General features: G+C 75.8%; 15 protein-coding genes. 6 read left to right on the forward strand and 9 right to left on the reverse strand.

Annotated features, from left to right (window positions below; all coding sequences use genetic code 11):
* Positions 1–34: 34 nt before the first annotated feature.
* Complete coding sequence (locus D1781_RS06065) at positions 35–616, forward strand: general stress protein (protein WP_199706404.1); 582 nt, start codon at positions 35–37, stop codon at positions 614–616.
* Positions 617–686: 70 nt separating this feature from the next.
* On the opposite strand, the gene D1781_RS06070 is transcribed toward D1781_RS06065, so the two are convergent.
* Positions 687–2099: an aminopeptidase P family protein gene (locus D1781_RS06070; protein ID WP_119481309.1), complete on the reverse strand. Its 1413-nt coding sequence runs from the start codon at positions 2097–2099 to the stop codon at positions 687–689.
* Positions 2100–2172: 73 nt separating this feature from the next.
* On the opposite strand from D1781_RS06070, the gene D1781_RS06075 reads away from it, so the two are divergent.
* On the forward strand, positions 2173–2958 hold the full coding sequence (locus D1781_RS06075) for a phosphotransferase (protein WP_233551039.1): 786 nt from the start codon (positions 2173–2175) through the stop codon (positions 2956–2958).
* A 4-nt stretch (positions 2959–2962) separates the two neighbouring features.
* Here the strand turns inward: D1781_RS06075 and D1781_RS06080 are convergent, their stop codons facing one another.
* Entirely contained in the window at positions 2963–3508 is a 546-nt protein-coding gene (locus tag D1781_RS06080; RefSeq protein ID WP_119481310.1) for a hypothetical protein, read from the reverse strand.
* A gap of 64 nt (positions 3509–3572) precedes the next feature.
* Complete coding sequence (locus D1781_RS06085; protein WP_158590017.1) at positions 3573–4586, reverse strand: endonuclease/exonuclease/phosphatase family protein; 1014 nt, start codon at positions 4584–4586, stop codon at positions 3573–3575.
* Between the two features lie 78 nt (positions 4587–4664).
* Between D1781_RS06085 and D1781_RS06090 the strand changes: the two genes are divergently transcribed.
* On the forward strand, positions 4665–5522 hold the full coding sequence (locus D1781_RS06090) for a PHP domain-containing protein (RefSeq protein WP_407641657.1): 858 nt from the start codon (positions 4665–4667) through the stop codon (positions 5520–5522).
* A 6-nt stretch (positions 5523–5528) separates the two neighbouring features.
* Here the strand turns inward: D1781_RS06090 and D1781_RS06095 are convergent, their stop codons facing one another.
* The 3 genes from D1781_RS06095 to D1781_RS06105 form a co-directional block, all read right to left on the reverse strand.
* On the reverse strand, positions 5529–6191 hold the full coding sequence (locus D1781_RS06095; RefSeq protein WP_119481312.1) for a GNAT family N-acetyltransferase: 663 nt from the start codon (positions 6189–6191) through the stop codon (positions 5529–5531).
* Between the two features lie 77 nt (positions 6192–6268).
* Positions 6269–8620 carry an immune inhibitor A domain-containing protein gene (locus tag D1781_RS06100; RefSeq protein ID WP_119481313.1) on the reverse strand — a complete coding sequence of 784 codons (2352 nt, stop codon included), beginning with the start codon at positions 8618–8620 and terminating at the stop codon, positions 6269–6271.
* A 147-nt stretch (positions 8621–8767) separates the two neighbouring features.
* Positions 8768–10225, reverse strand: coding sequence for a DEAD/DEAH box helicase (locus D1781_RS06105; protein ID WP_199706406.1), 1458 nt, complete (start codon positions 10223–10225; stop codon positions 8768–8770).
* Positions 10226–10491: 266 nt separating this feature from the next.
* Between D1781_RS06105 and D1781_RS06110 the strand changes: the two genes are divergently transcribed.
* Positions 10492–11148: a ferritin-like fold-containing protein gene (locus tag D1781_RS06110; protein WP_158590018.1), complete on the forward strand. Its 657-nt coding sequence runs from the start codon at positions 10492–10494 to the stop codon at positions 11146–11148.
* A 225-nt stretch (positions 11149–11373) separates the two neighbouring features.
* Here D1781_RS06110 and D1781_RS06115 read toward each other — a convergent pair whose 3' ends face one another.
* Both D1781_RS06115 and D1781_RS06120 read right to left on the reverse strand, forming a co-directional pair.
* A complete protein-coding gene (locus D1781_RS06115) occupies positions 11374–11655 on the reverse strand; it encodes a hypothetical protein (RefSeq protein WP_119481316.1) in 282 nt (93 codons plus the stop codon).
* Position 11656: 1 nt separating this feature from the next.
* Complete coding sequence (locus tag D1781_RS06120; protein WP_119481317.1) at positions 11657–11881, reverse strand: DUF3107 domain-containing protein; 225 nt, start codon at positions 11879–11881, stop codon at positions 11657–11659.
* A 198-nt stretch (positions 11882–12079) separates the two neighbouring features.
* Here D1781_RS06120 and D1781_RS06125 point away from each other — a divergent pair, with 198 nt between their 5' ends.
* Positions 12080–15127: an ATP-dependent DNA helicase gene (locus tag D1781_RS06125; RefSeq protein ID WP_158590019.1), complete on the forward strand. Its 3048-nt coding sequence runs from the start codon at positions 12080–12082 to the stop codon at positions 15125–15127.
* Positions 15120–18317, forward strand: coding sequence for an ATP-dependent DNA helicase (locus tag D1781_RS06130; RefSeq protein ID WP_233551040.1), 3198 nt, complete (start codon positions 15120–15122; stop codon positions 18315–18317). The genes D1781_RS06125 and D1781_RS06130 overlap by 8 nt, the downstream gene beginning before the upstream one ends.
* Here D1781_RS06130 and D1781_RS06135 read toward each other — a convergent pair.
* Positions 18251–19366, reverse strand: a complete 1116-nt coding sequence (locus D1781_RS06135; RefSeq protein ID WP_119481319.1) for a phosphotransferase — start codon at positions 19364–19366, stop codon at positions 18251–18253. The genes D1781_RS06130 and D1781_RS06135 overlap by 67 nt on opposite strands.
* Positions 19367–19438 lie beyond the last annotated feature (72 nt).

Raw genomic sequence — 19438 nt, forward strand, 5'->3', positions numbered from 1 at the left:
GGATCCTCGCGGCGGCCCGTGGGATGCTCGGCGCGTGACCAACACGCAGGGCCTCTTCGGCGGCGGCCGTCCCGTCGCCTTCCCCACGCTCCCGGCCGGGGACGTCATCGCGACCTACGGCACCTACCAGGAGGCGCAGGCCGCGGTCGACAAGCTGGCGGAGTCCGACGGCTTCCCCGTGCAGGCCGCCGCCATCGTCGGCAACGACATGAAGAGCGTCGAGCGCGTCACCGGACGGCTCTCCTGGGGCCGCGCCGCCGGCGCCGGCGCCGCGTCCGGCCTCTGGCTCGGCCTGCTCTTCGGCCTGGTCACGACGATCTTCACGCCGGCGAACGCCAACCCGGGCCCCGGCTACCTGTTCGGCGCCGTGCTGCTCGGCGCCGCGTTCGGCATCGTGTTCGGCCTCATCTCGTACGCGCTGTCGCGGAACCGCCGCGACTTCAGCAGCGTGATGCAGGTCGTCGCGAGCACGTACTCGCTCGTCGTCGGACCGGAGGTCGCGAACCGGGCGCGGAACATCCTCGGCGTGACCCAGGGCACGACCGAGGTCACCACCATCCAGGACGCGGACCTCGACGAGCCGCCGCTCGGCCCCGGCCCGGGCGCCGCCGCCTGACGCCGTTCCTCCCTGCATCCGGCGATCCGGCGCCAGGGGCGCGGTTCCCCGGATGGAGGAGGAGAAGGGGTCAGGAGCGCAGCGACGCCATCCACGCCTCGACGTCGTCGGGCGTGCGCGGGATGCCCGCGGAGAGGCTCTCGACGCCGTCCGCGGTGACCAGCACGTCGTCCTCGATGCGGACGCCGATGCCGCGGAACTCCTCCGGCACGGTCAGGTCGTCGGGCTGGAAGTACAGGCCCGGCTCGATCGTGAACACCATGCCGGCCTCGAGCACGCCGTCCATGTACAGCTCGCGACGGGCCTCCGCGCAGTCGTGGACGTCGAGCCCGAGGTGGTGGCTCGTGCCGTGCACCATGTACCGGCGGTCGGCCCGCTCGACGCCCTCCAGGTCCTCGGCGGGCAGCATCGGCAGCCCCCACTCGGACACCTTCCGTGCGATGACCTCCATCGCCGCCGCGTGGATGTCGCGGAACCGGATCCCGGGCTCCACGATCGCGAAGGCCGCGTCCGCCGCCTCCATGACCGCCTCGTAGATCCGCCGCTGGACCGGGCTGAAGGTGCCGGACACGGGCAGCGTGCGCGTGATGTCCGCGGTGTAGAGGCTCGGCAGCTCGACGCCGGCGTCGATGAGCACGAGGTCGCCGGGCACGACCGGGCCGTCGTTGCGGGTCCAGTGCAGGATGCACGCGTGCGGCCCGGAGGCGGCGATGGTGCCGTAGCCGAGGTCGCTGCCCTCCGCCCGCGCCCGGGTGAAGAAGACGCCCTCGATCAGGCGCTCGCCGCGGTCGTGCGCGGTGATCCGGGGGAGCGCGGCGATCACGTCGTCGAAGCCCTGCTTCGTCGCGGCGATCGCGGCGCGCATCTCGGCGATCTCCGCGTCGTCCTTCACGAGCCGCAGCTCGGACAGGTCGCGGGAGAGCGCCTCGTCCTCGAGCGTCAGGTCGCCGTCCCGCCGCTCCAGGTCCGCGACGTCCTTCGCCTCGAGACCGAGCGAGGCGCCGACCTCCGCGACGGACGGCCGGCGGCCGACCCAGAACTCGCCGATCGCGGCGTTCGCGTAGAACTCGTCGGTGTCGCGGCCCGCCGCGGGCTGGAAGTGGAGGGCGACGTCGTGCCCGTCGTCGGTCGGCTCGAAGACCAGCACGGAGCCCGCGACCGTCTCGTCGCCCCAGCCGGTCAGCCAGGAGAACGCGGAGTGCGCCCGGTACGGGTAGTCCGTGTCGTTCGAGCGCACCTTCGGGGCGCCCGCCTCGATCACGAGCCGCTTGCCCGCCCAGCGCTCGGAGAGACGGGCGCGGCGCGCGGCCGCAGCGGCCGCGAGCGGCGCGACGGGAGGCAGGTGCTCCGGCCGGTCGGCCCAGCCGCTCGCGATGTACCGCTTGAACGCGTCCGTCTTGGGGATCTCGGTCCGGCCGGAGCCGGTCTCGAGCTCCACGTCGCGCTGCTCGGACGGCTGGACGTCGGTCTGCTCGCTCGCCATGCCTCCATCCTCCACCCGCGGGTCGTCCTCCGCTCGGCGGATCGTCCGGCGCCGGTTCACCTACTGTTCACCCGTGGAGTCCGCGCCGCTCGTCGTCGACCCGGGGTTCGAGTCCGACTCGCTCCGGGTGGTCGCCCGCGAGGGGGACGTCGTCGTGCGCCGCACCGCCTGGTGGTCGCCGGCCGTGCAGGGGCTGCTGCGGCACCTCGAGGCGGTCGGGTTCGCGGAGTCCGTGCGGTTCCTCGGCCTCGACGCCGACGGCAACGAGCGCCTGTCGTACATCGAGGGCGTGAGCGGGCCGGAGGCGTGGCGCCGGGTGATCCCGGAGGCGGGGCTCGCGGCGTACGCGCGCCTCCTGCGCCGCTACCACGACGCGGTCGCCGACTACGCCCCGCCGGCCGACGCGGTCTGGATGAGCGCCGAGGGCGGCCTGCGCCCCGGCGAGATCGTCACCCACGGCGACGTCGGGCCCTGGAACACGGTGTGGCGCGGCGACGAGCCCGTCGGCCTGCTCGACTGGGACCAGGCGGCTCCTCGACCGGCGCTGCACGACGTCGCCTACGCGCTCGAGTACGCGGTCCCGTTCCGCAGCGACGCCGCGGCGATGGCCGAGATCGGGTTCCCGGCCCCGCCGGACCGGCCGGCCCGGATCCGCGTCTTCGCCGAGGCCTACGGGCTCGAGTCGCTCGACGGGCTCGTCGACGCGGTGATCGCGGAGCAGGAGGAGACGCTGCGCGCCAACGTCGCCGTCGCGCAGCGCGGGCTCGAGCCGCACGCGACCTGGGTGCGGGACGGGTTCGTCGCGGAGCAGGAGCGCCGCATCGCCTGGACCCGGGCGAACCGCCACCTCTTCGGCTAGGCGGTCACTCGCCGAGGTGCGCCGCGAGGCGCTCGAAGACCTCCGCCTGCACGGCGAGCGAGGCCCGCCAGTCCGGCAGCTCGAGGGAGTGGTCCGCGTCCGGCACCTCGACGACCTCCATGCCGCTCTCCTCGAGCGCGCCCTGCCGCCAGTTGCGGTCGCCGGTGCCGCCGACGGCGATGGAGCGGTCGTCCATGCCCTGCAGCGCCGCCAGCACCGCCGGGTCCCCGAGCAGCGGCGTGAGCCAGACGCCGGGCACGTCGTTGCGCGCGGCCCAGGGCGCGGCGAGCGAGCCGAGGGACTTCGTCAGCAGCAGGTCCGGCACGTCCTCGCCCGCGGCCTGCTGCAGCGCGCCCTCCACGAACGCGACCGGGTCGCGGCCGCCCTCCGTCTCCGGAGACCAGGAGACGACCGCGAGGCGCCAGCCCGCCGCCGCGAGCAGCCGGGCGGGCCAGTGCAGCACGGGGCCGAGCGCGGGGTAGCCGCTGCCGGGCAGCACGATCGCGAACAGCGAGTCCGGCTCGGTCGACCCCCGCTGCACGACCTTCACCCGCCGATCCCACCAGGGCGCGGGCTCCGCCTGCAACTCGGGGCGGGGGACTCGGCGGGTCCGCTCAGCCCGCGGGGCGGAGGCGGGCGAGCACCGGGCGGTGGTCGCTGCCCGCCGCGTCCTCGTCGGCGAGGACCCGGAAGCCCGTGAAGCGCCAGTTCGGCGTCGCGAGCACGTGGTCGATCGGCGTGCCGATCAGGGCGGGCATGCTCGTCGGCCAGGTGCCGACGGCCGCGTTGCGGGTCGCGAGCGCCCCGTCGCGGCAGGTCGAGAGCTGTCCGGTGCCGCGCCCGAGGCCGGCGAGGTGGTCGACGGTGGCGTTGAAGTCGCCCGCCATCAGCACGTTGCGGCCCGAGCAGCGCGCCGCCGCCCAGCGGAGGTCGGCGCGCCAGCCGACCGGGTCGAGCGCGTAGGGCGCGAGCGTGTGGACGGCGACGATCCGCGGCGCGTTCTGCCCGGCCGCCGGCTCGACGACGAGGCTCGGCACCGAGTGGGTGTCGCCGACGCCCTCCACCTGCCGGTAGTCGCCGAGGGAGTCGCGGACGAGCAGCGACGTCGACCGCGCCGGGACGCCCGCCTGCTGCGAGGAGGAGAACACCCGGTACCGCAGGCCGTCGCGCTCGAGGGCGGCGGCGACCTGCCGCGCCCGGTCCCCGGTGGTCTCGGGCAGGGTCACGACGGTCGCCCGGTTGTCGCGGGCCGCTGCGGCGATGGTCTGCGCGGGCACCGAGTCGCCGAGCGTGTTCCAGCTCAGCACCGTGAGGTCGTAGCGCTCGGCGACCGGCACGTCGGGCGCGCCGATCCCGCGGCTCAGCAGCACGCCGGTGACGGCGACCGCGAAGCCGATGAGCACGAGGCTCACGACGCCGAGGAAGCGGCGGATCCGGTGCACGACCAGGCCGACGGCCGTGAGCACGACGGCGACGCCGACGGCCGCGAGCACGGCGGCGCCGCGGAACGAGACGGCGAGCGCGGCGACCGGGGCGCGCTGCAGGTCGAGCACCTGCGGCCAGGCGACGATCGCGAGCCCGGCGGCCAGCACGAGCACGACGAGGGTCGCGACGAACCGGCGGAGCACGGAGGGCAACGGTACGGGCCGGGCGGCGCCGGGGTCGGTGCGGCTCGCGGACGCATCGGCCGCTCCTAGGATCGGTGGGTGGCGGTGCGCGGACGGTTCGACCTGCACACGCACTCGACCGTCTCCGACGGGACCGAGCCGCCGGGCACGGTCGTGCGCCAGGCCGCTGCGGCGGGGCTCGCCGGGCTCGCCCTGACGGACCACGACTCGACCGCCGGCTGGGCGGACGCGACCGCCGCCGCGCGGGAGGCGGGCGTCGGGCTCCTGCCCGGCGTCGAGCTCTCGACGCGGCTCGGCTGGCGCAGCGTGCACGTCCTCGGCTACCTCGTCGACCCCGCCCACCCGGGCCTCGTCGCCGAGACCGAGCGGATCCGCGTCTCGCGGCGGGACCGCGCGCGCCGCATCGTCGACGCGATCGCGGCCGACTACCCGCTGACCTGGGACGACGTCGTCGCGCAGACCGCCCCCGGCGCGACCGTGGGCCGGCCCCACATCGCGGACGCGCTCGTCGCCCTCGGGATCGAGCCGGACCGCAGCGCGGCCTTCGCGGGCGTCCTCCACCCGCGCCGCGGCTACGTCGAGCCGCACTACGCGCCGACCCCGGCCGACGGCGTCGCGCTGCTGCGCGCCGCGGGCGGCGTGCCGGTGCTCGCGCACCCGGGTGCGACGCGCGCGGAGTGGGTGATCCCCGAGGAGGAGGTCGCCGCGCTCGTCGACGCCGGCCTGTTCGGCATCGAGGCGGACCACCCCGAGAACACGCCGGGCGGCGGCCGCCTCGCGGCGGCGCTCGCCGCGCGCTTCGGCCTGCCCGTCACGGGCTCGAGCGACTACCACGGCTCCGGCAAGCCGAACCGGCTCGGTCAGCGGACCACGGCGCCCGAGGTGGTCGACGCGATCATCGAGCAGGGCACCGGCACCGACCCCGTGCTGCCCTGACGGGCGTCAGTCGATCTCGAGCCAGCGGCGCAGCGCCTCGACGCCCTCCAGCTGGACGTGCGGCCGCAGCTCCGGCCCGCGGGCGTCCCACATCTCGCGCGTCATGCGGAACCGCTTCTGCACCGTGACCCGGCCCTCGCGCTCGAGCCGCTCCTCGCCGTTCGGCTCGTAGCCGAGCTTGCGGGTCACCGCGTTCGAGGCGACGTTGTCCGCCCACGCGGACGTCGTCACCTCCGCGGCGCCGAGCCCGTCGAACGCGAGCGTGAGGATCGCGATCCGGTTCAGCGTCCCGATGCCCTTGCCCTGCCACGCCTGGCCGAGCCAGGAGCCGCTCTCCGCCGACCGGATCCGCGGGAAGTTCTCCGCGAACAGGCTCTGCACCCCGATCAGCGTGTGGTCGAGGCGCGCGGCGAACTCGAGCGACCACTTCTCCGGCGACATCTCGTGCCGCATCCGCGAGTGGTAGCGGAAGACGTTGCGGGCGACGTCGACCTCGTCGCCGCGGGTCCACGGCGTCGAGAACGGCAGGAAGTTGCCGTGGATGCCGCCCGCCGCGAGCCGGCCGAGGTCGAGCGCGGTCCGGTCGTCGACGGGGCGGAGCTCCACGTCGGAGACGGTGATGGAGACACCGAGCAGCGGCCAGATGTCGACGTCGGTCGGGGTCGGCATCCTCGAACACTAGCGGCGCGGGCTGTCCGGCCCGATCAGGCGGGAGGAGAGGCGCGCGTCCCCTCCTCCCTGCCCGCTCAGCCGACGAGGATGCGGTTCGACGTGCCGCGCTGCGGCAGGACGAGGATCTTCACCCCGGCCTTCCGGAGCTTCACGCCGGCGCCCTCGGCCCGCTCGTCGTCGTAGTTCCTCCGGTCGTCGAACAGCGGGTTGCCGGGCAGCCCGGTCACCCGGGTCGGCCGCCCGTCCTGGTGGATCGTGAACGAGTCCGCGCGGGCGGTGCCGAACGGGGCGTCGTACAGCTGGATCCGGTTGCGGAGCACCGAGCCGTCGGAGGCGCGTCGAGCGGTCGGGTGCGCGTCCACGACCAGGTTCAGGCCCTCACCGGGGTGGACGCTCACGTTGTTGTCCGCCTGCGAGGTGTCCCAGTACTGGATCAGCACGCCCTGCTGGTACGGGAAGTGCTCCACCAGGTTCGGCTTCGTTGAGGCGTACCCGAAGTTGTACGGGCCCGTCCTGAGGTACCGGCCGTAGGAGACGTAGGAGCGGTTCGCCGCGATGTAGTAGTTGGCGTAGTCGTTCGTCACCGTGGCCGTGCTGCGGGCGAAGCCGTCCGCCGTCCAGCCGCCGTCCGCGGTCTCGGCGCCGTCGGTGAAGACGGTCGCGCCGCCCGCGGTGAGGCGGATGTCGTCGAGGAACAGGCCCGCGGCCTTCGTGGGATCGGTGCCCTGGGCCGCGCCGTCGGTGACGTACCGGAAGCGGAGGTCGACGGTCGATCCGGCGTAGGCCGACAGGTCGAAGGAGGCCGGCTTCCAGCCGCCGCTCTCGCCGTCGATCCCGTTGCCCTCGGCGGTCTTCGTGATCGAGCCCGGGACGGCCGTCCACGCGCCGCCGGCCCTGCGGACCTCGAGGTAGGCGTAGTCGCAGGGGTCGTCGCCGCAGTCCTCGATGTTCCAGGCCGCCTGCGCGGTCAGGGTCGCCGTGCCGGCGGGCAGCGCGGCGGATCGGGAGAGCGAGGCGTCGTAGTCGTCGCCCTGGCCGCTCCACCAGTCGTACGACCCGGCGTACGGCTTCACCAGGGACGTGGTCACCTGCTTGTCCGGCAGCACGACGACGGCCGCCTGCGGCTTCGCCGAGTTGTACTCCTCGGGTCCGAGGTCGATCACCTTCCGCTGGCCGGCCCGCACGGTCGTGTAGTCGAGCCAGCCGAGCTGCAGCTTCTGCCACGCACCGAGGTCGCCGGCGCGCTCGCCGAGGGCCTCGCCCTTCGCGTTCAGCCGGCTCTGCGACATGAGCGTCCACCACTCGGTGTTGTTGCTCGGGCCGCCCGCGGTGTCGTAGTCGTCCGGCAGGCCGAGGTCGTGGCCGTACTCGTGCGCGAACACGCTGAGCCCGCCGTTCTCCGGCTGGATCGTGTAGTCCGCCACCCAGACGCCCGTGCCGGGGATCTCGACGCCGCCGGCCTTGTCCGCTCCGGGGCCGGTGGTGCCGATGCCGTTCTGGTACGCGTACCAGCGGTGGCTCCAGATCGCGTCCTCGCCGTACCGGGGGTCGCCGTCGGCCTCGTCGCCGCCCGCGTGGACGATCTGGAAGTGGTCGATGTAGCCGTCCGGCTCGTTGAAGTCGCCGTCGCCGTCGAAGTCGTAGCGGTCCCAGGCATCGAGCCGCTTCACCTCGGCGGTGATCTGCGCCTGCGTCCGTCCCGCCGCCTTCTGGCCGGCGACCCACGACTGCAGCGCGTCGCGGAGCAGGTCCCAGGTGTTGCTGCACACGACGTCGCCGCAGGTGTTCCGGCCGTAGCGGGCCTCGTTGTACGGGACCTTCACCCAGTCGGTGACCTGCCCGTCGACGCTGTAGCGCCCGGAGGACTGGGTCTCGTAGTAGGTCTTCAGGCTCTCCACGCCGCGGCCCTCGCCGAAGTAGAGCTGCCGGTAGTGGGCGGCGTCGTAGTCCGGCTGCCACACGGTGGAGTTGTCGGCGGGGCCGGGCTTCGGGATCGCGTTGTGCCGCGGGCCGTCGAACACCACGGGCCCGGGCGTGTCCGGGTCGCTGTCGACGTCGGGATAGGCCGGGTCGCGCTGCGTGCCGAACTCCGCGAGCACGACGAAGATCCGGTCGGTCTGCTCGCGGGCGAGCTCGACGTAGCGGTCGCGGCCGCCCCTGCGAGCGGAGCCGGGGACGCGGACGACGCGCGAGCCGTCGCGCAGCTCCGGCTTCGCCTTCCCCTCCACGACCTGCTGCACGGCGGCGGACTTCAGCGCGCGGCGCTTGTCCTCGAGCGGGTTCGGCAGCTCGTCGCGGACGTCGACGGTCGCCTTCTCGCGAGCGCCGACCGGCGCTGGCGCCGGGGCGGCGCTGGCGGCGCCCCCGGTGGTGATCACCCCCGCTGCCAGGGCGAGGACGGTCAGGCCGACGAGGGATCTGCGCACGGGCGACTCCGCTCAGATGCAGGCCGGTGGGATGCCGGCGGGGCGGTGCGGCCCGGGTGGGCCGCACCGCCGATCCTTCTTGAGGATCAGCACTGAGCGGAACATGAATTCATCCTGACTGCCGTCAGGCGGAAGACACGCCCGGGATCAGGCGGAGGGGGTTGCGGGGCGCGGCCCGCGGCGCCTGCGCCGACGACGCGGCGCACCGCTGCCGTCGTGCGTGCCGGAGCCCGGCACGTGCTCCTCGTGCGGCGTCGCGGACTCCGCGGCGGCGTCCTGGGGCTCGGACGTCGGCTCCGAGGCGGACGACTCCGCGGCGGACGACTTCGGGGCGGACGACTCCGCGGCGCCGGACGGGCCTCGGCGGGTGCGGCTGCGCGAGCGCGACGAGGTGCGCGGCGCGCCCTGCGCGCTCTGCGCGGCGGTCGGCGCCTGCTCGCTCGGCGTCGCGGGCGCCTTGGGGAGGCGGCCCTTCGTGCCGACCGGGATGCCGAGCTCCTCGTAGAGGTGCGGCGACGACGAGTAGGTCTCGACCGGCTCGGGCTTGCCGAACTCGAGCGCCTTGTCGATCAGCGCCCACTTGTGCAGGTCGTCCCAGTCGACGAACGTGACCGCGGTCCCGGTGCGGCCGGCGCGGCCCGTGCGGCCGGCACGGTGCAGGTACGCGTCGGCGTCCTCCGGGATCGTGTGGTTGATGACGTGGGTGACGTCGTCGACGTCGATGCCGCGCGCAGCGACGTCCGTCGCGATCAGCACGTCGCGCTTGCCCGTGCGGAAGGACTGCATCGCGCGCTCGCGCTGGTCCTGCCCGAGGTCGCCGTGCACCGCCGCGGCGGAGAACCCGCGGTCCGTCAGCTCCTCCTGGAGGCGCGCGGCCGCGCGCTTCGTGCGGGTGAAGATCACGGTCTTGCCGCGGCCCTCCGCCTGGAGGATGCGCGCGATGACCTCGTCCTTGTCGAGCGAGTGCGCCCGGTAGACGACGTGGCGGATGTTCGCCTGCGTCAGGCCCTCGTCCGGGTCCGTCGCGCGGATGTGCACCGGCCGGTTCATGAAGCGGCGGGCGAGCGCGACGATCGCGCCCGGCATCGTCGCGGAGAAGAGCATGGTGTGCCGGCTCGCCGGCGTCTGCGCGAACAGCTTCTCGATGTCGGGCAGGAACCCGAGGTCGAGCATCTTGTCCGCCTCGTCGAGGACCATCTCCCGCACGTCCGCGAACGAGATGAGCCGCTGGCCGGCGAGGTCGAGCAGCCGGCCCGGCGTGCCGACCACGATCTGCGCGCCGGCCTTCAGCGCCTCGATCTGGCCCTCGTAGGCCTTGCCGCCGTAGATCGCCGCGACCTTGGTCGGGCGGGCGGAGGTGGCGAGCTCGAGGTCCTCCGCGACCTGCACGCACAGCTCGCGGGTGGGGACGACGACCAGGACCTTCACGCCCGGCTCCGGGTCGTGGCCGAGGCGCTGGATGATCGGGAGGCCGAAGCCGAGGGTCTTGCCGGTGCCGGTCTTGGCCTGACCGATGATGTCCTGGCCGGTGAGGCCGAGCGGGATGGTCTGGGCCTGGATGGGGAAGGGCTCGACGATGCCCTTCGCCGCGAGGACGTCGACCATGTCCTGGTCGATGCCGAGTTCTGCGAATGTCAAAGGAAGCGGTGCCTGTCGGTTCGGCGCGCGGTTCCGCGCGCGGCGGGACGCGGATCACGGTGCGGATCACGCGGGGGTGCGCCGACTCCGTGCGTTCCTGACCGGCGCGAGGGGCCCGCGCCTCGGCGGACCACGGGCAGCATCCTAGCCGCTGCCAATATGCTTGCCGGGTGATCCGAACGGGACGACGGCGCCCTGCCGCGCCCCGTGGCCGCCGCGGGGCCGAGCCGCGGGTGGAGCGGATCGCCCTCGGCGACCTGCGGCCCGACCCCGACGCGCTGCTCGGGCGGCTCGCCTACCTCAAGCTCGCGCTGTTCGAGTCCGCCTCCGCGGTGGCCGGCCGCGCGACCGACCTCGGCGACCGCGAGGTCATCACCCGGGTCGCAGCCGCCGTGCTCGAGCAGCACACCGCGCTCACCGCGATGATCGAGGCCCGCGGCGGCGAGTCCGCGGCGGCGATGCACCCCTTCACCGCCGACGTCGACCGCTACCGCCGCCGCCTCGCCGACTCCGGCTGGCACGAGTCCGTGCTCACGCTGCACCTCTCGGCGGGCCTGCTCGACGACTTCTTCGCCGGCCTCGCGGCCGGCCTCCCCGCGCCGGAGGGCCCGCGCGTCGTCGAGCTGCTGCAGCGCGACATCGGGCACGACGCGCTCGTCGCCGTGCTCCAGGCCGGGCTCGGGACCGACAAGCGGCTCGGCTCCCGCCTCGCGCTGTGGGGCCGCCGGCTGGTCGGCGACACGCTGCTCGTGGCCCGCGCCGCGCTCGCGGACGTGCGCGACGCCGAGGGCCGGCCCGCGTCGACGGAGGAGCGTCGCATCGAGCCGGTGCTGAACGGCCTGATCGCCGCCCACACGCGCCGCATGGACCGCCTCGGCCTCACCGCCTGACCCGCGGCGGCACCGCCGCAGGATCCGCTTCGCCCGGCCGGGTCCCGCTCGAGTCCGCTGATCGAGGTGCGAGCGCAGCGAGCCTCGAGATCACCTCGCACGCGTCTCAGGACCCGGGTCGCCGTTCAGGACCGTCGGCGGTGCTCGCTACTGATCGAGGGGCGATCTCCTGACGACGGCACCGGCCGCTCGTCGATGCGATGCACCCCGCAGCCCGACCAGCGCTCAGACCGCGGCGAGCCGCTCCTCGTCCCTGCGGTGCCGCGACGAGCGGACCGCGGTGCCGACGACGGCCGCGGCGGCGATCGCCGCGAGCAGGCTCGCCAGCCACATGGCGGCGCCGCCCTGCTCGACCCGCAGCCAGGTCAGCGCGACCCAGGTGATCGCGCAGGCGGCGCCCGCGACGGCCGGCAGCAGCAGCACCCCGGTCAGGCCCCGCCGCGGCAGCACCGCGTGCAGGGCCAGGCCGAGGACCACCGCCACCGTGCCGGCGTAGATCAGCTGCACGTCAGGCGACGAAGCCGACGCGCCGGGTCTTCTCGCTGCCGACCTCGACGTAGGCCAGCGAGGCCGTCGGCACCAGGTAGAGGCGCCCGTTCTCGTCGGACAGCGTGAAGTGGGTCGCCTGCTTCTCGATCGCGTCGCCGATGGTCTTCTGCACGGCGGCGGGCGACTCCGCGCTCTCGAACGCGAGCTCCCGGCCGGAGTTCTGGATCCCGATGCGCACCTCCACGAGGCCGCCCCCTTTCTCGTGCCCCGCCGGTCTCGGCGGAGCGGCATGCGTTCCGGCCGGTCCCTCGACCGGCCCCGCGGCCAGTATCCCGCGGGCGCCCGGTGCGCCGGCCGCGTTCCGCGCTGGGCGGACAGGCCCGTGCGGGGAGCGCGGAGGGGCGCCCCACCGGTGTCGGTCCCTCCTCCTACCGTGTCCGCCGTGCCCGGCCTCCCGCCCCTCGACCCCGACCAGCGGGCGGTGCTCGACCTGCCCGACGGCGCCTCCGCCGTCGTGCTCGGCGCCCCGGGCACCGGCAGGACGACGACCGCGGTCGCGCTCGTCGCGGACCGGGTCCGCAGCGGGCGGCTCGCGCCCGAGGAGGTGCTGCTGCTCGCCCCGCGCCGCACCCAGGCGTCGCGGCTGCGCGACCGGCTGCTGCTCGAGGTGGGCCGACCCGTCTCGGCGCCGCTCGCCCGCACGGCGGCCTCCCTCGCCTTCGACATCGCGCGCCGCGAGGCCGTGGAGGACGGCCGGGAGGCTCCGGTCCTGCTCTCCGGCGGCGAGCAGGACCGCGTGATCGGCCAGCTGCTCGCGGAGGGCGAGGTCGCCTGGCCCGAGCGGCTCGGGGCGGAGGTGCGCGAGACCCGCGTGTTCCGCGGCGAGCTGCGCGAGCTGTTCGCGCGGTGCACCGAGCGCGACGTCGACTGGACGGAGCTCGCCGCGCTCGGCGAGCAGCGGGGGCGCCCGGAGTGGGTCGCAGCCGCCGCGTTCTGGCGGGAGTACCTCGAGGTGCTGCCCGCCGTCGCGCCCGACGCCTTCGACTCGGCGGAGCTCGTCGCGCTCGCGACCGCCGCGGTGCTCCGCGACCGGCCCGGCGAGCTCGCCGGGCGGCTCCGCCTGGTCGTCGTCGACGACATGCAGGACCTCGGCGAGTCCGCCGTCGGCCTGCTCGCCGCCCTCGCGTCGCGGGGCTGCGCCGTCGTCGCGCTCGGCGACCCGGACGTCGCCGCCGACACCTTCCGCGGCGGGGAGCCCGACCTGCTCGGCCGCTTCGAGCAGCGCCTCGGCATCGAGGCGCCCGCCCGGTTCCTGCTCCGGACCGTGCACCGGCACCCCGGGTCGATCCGGCGCTTCGTCTCCGGCGTCACGGAGCGGATCGGCACGGCGCTCGGCGGCCCGCAGCGCACCGCGACGGCGCGGCCGGGCGGCGCGCCCGTGCTCGCGATCGAGGCGGACGGGCCGGGCGCGCTCGCCGCCCGGATCGCCCACCTGCTGCGGGACCGGCACCTGGAGCACGACGTGCCGTTCGCCCGGCAGGCGGTCGTCGTGCGCTCGAACGCGCTCGTCGAGCCGCTCGCGCGGGCGCTCGAGATCGCGGGCGTGCCCGCCGTCACCGCCGGCGCCGCGGCGGACGCGGGGGAGCGGGCGCCGCGGGCCCTCGTCCAGGTCGTCGCCGTCGCGCTCGGGCTGCTGCCGCTCACGCCCGCGACCGCGGAGGGCCTGCTCACCGGGCCCTTCTGCGGGCTCGACCGGCTGGCGCTGCGCCGCCTGCGCCTCGCGCTGCGGGTGGAGGAGCTGGGCGGCGGCGGGGCCAGGAGCAGCGGCGAGCTGCTCGTCGAGGCGCTCGCCGAGCCGGGCCGGCTCGCCACCATCGACGTCCCCGCGGTGCGCCGCGCGTCCCGGCTCGCGACGACCCTGCAGGCCGTCCGCGACCTCGACGCGACGGGCGCCTCCGCCGAGGAGCTGCTCTGGGCGGTCTGGGACTCGAGCGGCCTCGCGCCGGTCTGGCGGGAGCGGGCGCTCGGCGCCGGACTCGTCGCCGCCGAGGCGAACCGCGACCTCGACGACCTCGTCGCCCTCTTCGCGGCGGCCGCGCGCGCGGCCGAGCGCGGCCCGACCGACCCGGCCGCGGGCTTCGTCGCCGGGCGGCTCGAGGCCGACGTCGCGGACGACTCGCTCGCGCCGCGCGGCCTCCGGGACGGCGTGCTCGTCACCACCCCGGTCGGCGTCGCCGGGCAGGAGTACGACACGGTCGTGCTCGCCGGGCTGCAGGACGGCGTGTGGCCGAACCTCCGGCCGCGCGGCTCCCTGCTCGGCCTCGGCGAGCTCGTCGCCGAGCTGGACGGGCGGGCGGTCCCCGCGTCGCCCGTCGACGAGCGCAAGGCGGTGCTGTCGGACGAGCTGCGGCTCTTCGCCCTCGCGGCCTCCCGCGCGACCGACGTCCTCGTGCTCGCCGCGGTCGCGAACGACGACGAGGCGCCCAGCGTGCTGTTCGGGCTCGCCGACGGCCCGGCGCCGGACGCCGCGGCGACCGCCCCGAACGCGCTGCGGCCGCTGGTCGGCCTGCTGCGCCGCTCCGCCGTCGTCGGGGACGACGCCGAGCGGTCCGAGGCGGCCGCCGCCCTCGCCCGGCTCGCGCGGGCCGAGGTGCCCGGCGCGGCGCCGACGGCCTGGTGGGGGCTCGCCCCCGCCAGCTGCGACGAGCCGCTCGTGGCCGACCCCGAGCAGCCGGTGCGGGTCTCCCCGTCGAAGCTCGAGCGGTTCGAGGAGTCGCCGCTCGACTGGTTCCTCGAGCGGGTGGCCGGCGGCGAGCCGCTGCTCGCCGGCGCGGTGGGCACGATGCTGCACTGGGTCATGGAGACCGCGACGGCGCCGGACGAGGCGATGCTGCTCGCGGCGCTCGAGGGCCGCTGGCGGGAGCTCGACTTCGAGGCGGACTGGATCGCGGACCGGGAGCGCCGGCTCGCCGACCGGATGATCGGCTCGATCGCCCGCTACCTGCGCGACGTCGGGGCGGAGGGCGCGACGCTGCTCGGCGGCGAGACGCGCTTCGAGTTCCCCGTGGGCCGCGCGCTCGCCACCGGGACGATCGACCGGGTGGAGCGGGACGGCGACGGCCGGATCCGCGTGGTCGACCTGAAGACGGGGTCGACCCGCCCGACGGGCCCCGAGACCGCTCGGCACGCCCAGCTGGGCGTCTACCAGCTCGCCGTGCGCGCCGGCGTCGTGCCGGGCGTCGACCCGGCGGCGCCGAGCGCCGGCGCCGCGCTGCTCTACGTGCGGCAGAAGGGGAAGGAGCCCTACGCGCTCCTCGCCCAGCCCGTGCTGGACGACGACGCCGCGGGCGCCTTCCGCGAGCGGCTGACCGCCGCGGCCGAGGGCATGGCCGCGGCCGCGTTCCCCGGGCCGATCGAGCCCGTGGTCCGCTTCGGCGCGAGCCCCTTCCGGCCCATGCTGCTGCGCGTCCCGGAGGTGTGCGGTGGCTGAGGCCGTCGTCGGCGGACCGGTCGTGCTCGCACCGGTCTCCGCGCTCGAGATCGCCGACCGCCTGCGGAAGCCGCCGCCCACGCCGCAGCAGCGCGCGATCATCGAGGCGCCGCTCGGCCCCGCCCTGGTCGTCGCCGGTGCCGGCAGCGGCAAGACCGAGACCATGGCGATGCGGGTGCTGTGGCTCCTCGCCAACCGGCGGGTGCAGGCGTCCGAGATCCTCGGCCTCACGTTCACCCGCAAGGCGGCGTCGGAGCTCGCGGAGCGCGTCCGCGACCGCCTCCGCATGCTGGCCGCGGCCGGGCTCGCCGACGGCTACGACCCCTTCGACCCGCCGGTCGTCTCCACCTACAACGCGTTCGCGAACGGCCTCTACCGGGACCACGCCGTCCGCATCGGGCGCGACGCCGACGGCGTGGTCCTCGGGGAGGCCTCCGCGTGGCAGCTCGCGCGCCGGACGGTCGTCGAGTCGACGGACCCCGGGCTCGGGGAGCTCGACCTCGGGGTGGACCGGATCACGCAGCTCGTGCTCGACCTCGCGAACGGCCTCGGCGAGCACGCCGCGGACCCGGCCGGGGTGGCGGCGATGGCGGACGAGTACCGCGCCGCGGTCGAGGCGCTGCCGTACGGCGGGCGCAGCGCCTACCAGGGCGACGTGGACGAGGCGCTCGTGCCGGCGCGCACCCTCCCGGTGCTGCTGCGGCTCGCGGAGGCCTACCGCGCGGCCAAGCGCGCGATCGGCGCCGTCCAGTACAGCGACCAGGTGTCGCTCGCGCTCGACATCACCGCGGCGGCCCCCGACGTCGTGCAGGCGATCCGCGCGCGGCACCGGGTGGTGCTGCTCGACGAGTACCAGGACACCTCGGTCGTCCAGACCCGGCTGCTGTCCCGCCTGTTCGCCGGCGGCGCCGTGATGGCGGTCGGCGACCCGCACCAGTCCATCTACGGCTGGCGCGGCGCCTCCGCCGCGAACCTCGACGACTTCGCGCGCGACTTCGGCGCCGGCGCCGAGGTGCCCGTCCACGCTCTCAGCACGAGCTGGCGGAACGGGACGCGGATCCTCGCGGCGGCCAACGCGATCGCGGCGCCGCTGTCGGCCGCGGCCCGCGTGCCGGTCGGGCGGCTCGACCCGTCGCCGACCGCGTCCGAGCACGAGGTCGACGCCGTGTTCCCGGAGACGCTCGCGGAGGAGGCGGACGCGGTCGCGGCCTGGTTCCGGACCGCGCTGGACGAGGCGGCCCGCCCGCCGTCCGCGGCCCTGCTCGTCCGCGCCCGTCGCACCCTGCCCGAGTTCCTCGCGGCCTTCCGGCGCGCCGGCGTGCCATACCACGTGCTCGGCGTCGGCGGCCTGCTGCTCGAGCCCGAGGTGATGGACCTCGTCTCGGCGCTCCGCGTGGTGCACGACGCCCAGGCCGGTCCGGAGCTCGTGCGGCTGCTCGCGGGCGGCCGGTGGCGCATCGGGCCGGCGGACCTCGCCGCGCTGCAGCACCTCGCGCGCTGGCTCGAGCAGCACGACCCGACGGAGCGCCGGCTCGACCCCTCGGTCGCGGCGGCGTTCGACCGCTCCCTCGCGGAGGGGGAGAGCGCGTCGATCGTCGACGCGCTCGACTTCCTCGCCCGCCGACGGTCGCACCGCGCGATCGCCGGCTTCAGCGAGGCCGGCCTCGACCGGCTGCGCGACGCGGGCGCCCTGTTCGCCGGCCTCCGGGCGCGGTCCGGCGGTGACCTGCCCGGCTTCGTGCGGCTCGTCGTGGAGACCCTCGGGCTCGACATCGAGGTCGCCGCGAACGAGCGCCGGCTCGGCGCGGCCCCGCTCGAGGCGTTCGACGAGGCGCTCGCCGGCTACCTCGCCGTCGCGGACGGTGCGACGCTCGGCGGCTTCCTCGGCTGGCTGCAGACCGCCGAGCAGAAGGAGGACCTGTCGCCCCGCAGCGAGCCGCCCGAGGCCGGCACCGTGCAGGTGCTGACCGTGCACGGCTCGAAGGGGCTCGAGTGGGACCTCGTCGCCGTGCCGCGGCTCGTCGTCGACGAGCTCCCCTCGAAGCCCCAGAGCAGCAAGGGCTGGCTGTCGCCCGGCGTGCTGCCCTACGCCTTCCGCGGCGACGCGGCGGAGCTGCCGGACCTCGACTGGCGCGGGCTCGAGGACCGCAAGGCGCTGAAGGCCGCGCTGCGGGGGTTCAAGGACGAGGTGAAGGCGATGCTCCTGGCGGAGGAGCGCCGCCTCGCGTACGTCGCCGTCACGCGCGCGCGGCACCGGCTGCTGCTCTCCGGATCCTTCTGGGGCGGCCAGCGGAGCGCGCGCTCCGCCTCGCCGTTCCTCCTCGACGTCGTGGAGGCGGGCGTCGTCCCGCCGCCGCCCGCCGCCTCCGCCTTCGAGGAGCGGCCGGAGGGCGCGCCGCCCGAGGTGCTGCTGTGGCCGAGCGACCCGCTCGCCGGCCGCCGGGAGGCGGTCCAGGCCGCGGCGGACGCGGTCACGGCGGCGACGGGCAACGGCGGCCGCTGGGCGCGGTCGGTCGACGTGCTGCTCGCCGAGCGGGCGCGCCGGGCCGCCGGCGGCACGACCGTGCTGCCCGACCGCATCCCCGCCTCGCGCTTCAAGGACTTCGTCGACGACCTCGACGCCGTCGTCGACGCGGTGCGCCGCCCGATGCCCGAGCGGCCGTACCGCGCGACCCGGCTGGGCACGGTGTTCCACGCATGGGTCGAGCGCCGTGCCGGGCGCCCCGGGACGGCGGAGCTGATCGACGCCGGCCGGTCGGAGCGGGACGAGCCGATCGAGCAGGACGACGACGTGCCGGGTCTCGAGGAGCTGCAGCGCACCTTCGCCGCGAGCGAGTGGGGCGGGCTCGAGCCGCTCGAGGTCGAGACCGAGATCCAGGTGCCGTTCGAGGGCCGGATCCTCGTCTGCAAGATCGACGCCGTCTACCGGCGCGGCGACCGGATCGAGATCGTGGACTGGAAGACGGGGCGGCCCCCGACGACGCCGGAGGACGCGGAGCTGAAGCAGCTGCAGCTCGCGCTCTACCGGTTCGCCTACGCGACGCGGGAGGGCATCGACCCGGACCGGATCGACGCGGCCTTCTACTACGTGGCGCACGACCGGGTCGTGCGCCCGCAGCGGGTCTACTCGGCCGCGGACCTCCGGGCCGCCTGGGCGGCGAGCGGGGCCCGCGACGCGGCGGTGTCCTGAGGTCCTCGAAGGGCGGTGTCCTGAGGTCCTCGAAGGGTGGCCGCCCGCTGACGGCGGGCGTCGAGCATCCGCTCGACCTCGGTGACCGTCAGCGTCGGGAGCCGCTCGCCGACGAGGGTCCCGGCCGTGCCCTCGAGCAGCGACGCCAGCAGCGCCTCGAGCATCTGCACCGCGTCGTCGACGATGCGGGCGTCGTCGCGCTCGACGCCGTGCAGCAGCCAGCGGGCGATCTCGAGCTCGGCGTGCAGCAGCGCGCGCCGGGCGATCGCCGGGTCGGCGCCCCGGCCGCGGACGGCGGTGTACGTGTCGAGCACCGTGCCCGCGGCGCCGGGGACGGGCAGGCCGAGCACCCAGGCGAGGTCGCGCGCCGGGTCGCCGACCTGCAGGCCGGCCCAGCCGAGCACGCCCACCACGCGGCGGTCGGGGTCCTCCGCCGGCGAGACGAGGATGCTCTCCGCCGCGAGGCCGCCGTGGACGACGCAGGGCTGGAAGCCCCACAGGGTCGTGTCGGCGGTCGCCTCCGTCCACCGGTTCACGAGCTCGTGCGGGACCTCGCCGGTCGAGTCGACCCGGCGGATCAGGTCCTCGACGGCCCGGACGGCGTCCCCGGCGGTCGCGACGGGCAGGCCCGCGTCCGCGACGACGCCGGTCGGCAGCTCGTGCACCGCGGCGACGGCCCGGCCGATCGAGCCGGCCAGGGCGCTGTCCGCCCCGACGGACGCGGGGTGCAGGCGCACGCCCGGCAGGTAGGTGGTGACGACCGCGCGCGGCGCGGGGAGCACGCCGACACCGCTCGGGACCGCGAAGGGCAGCCGGGCGCGGACCCCGGGCGTGAGGACGCCGAGCACGGCGACCTCCGCCTCGAGCCGCGCGGCGGCCTGCGCGTCGACCGGCCCGCGGACCACGAGGTGCTCGCCGTCGCGGTCCGTGAGCAGCGCGGCGTCGTGCTGCCCGTCGCCGCCGCCCGTGAACGTCCGCGTCACCGCGACGTCCAGGCCGGGGACGGCCAGCGTCGCCAGCGCGGCTAGGGTGAAGCGGTGCCTGGGCATGCCGACCAGGCTAGGTCGGGGGGCCGTGCCGGGCTCCGGCGCGATCGGCGTGTCCGCGCCGGGGAGGGGAGC

The organism is Amnibacterium setariae (genome assembly GCF_003581425.1).
In the GTDB taxonomy this organism is placed as follows: Bacteria; Actinomycetota; Actinomycetes; order Actinomycetales; family Microbacteriaceae; genus Amnibacterium; species Amnibacterium setariae.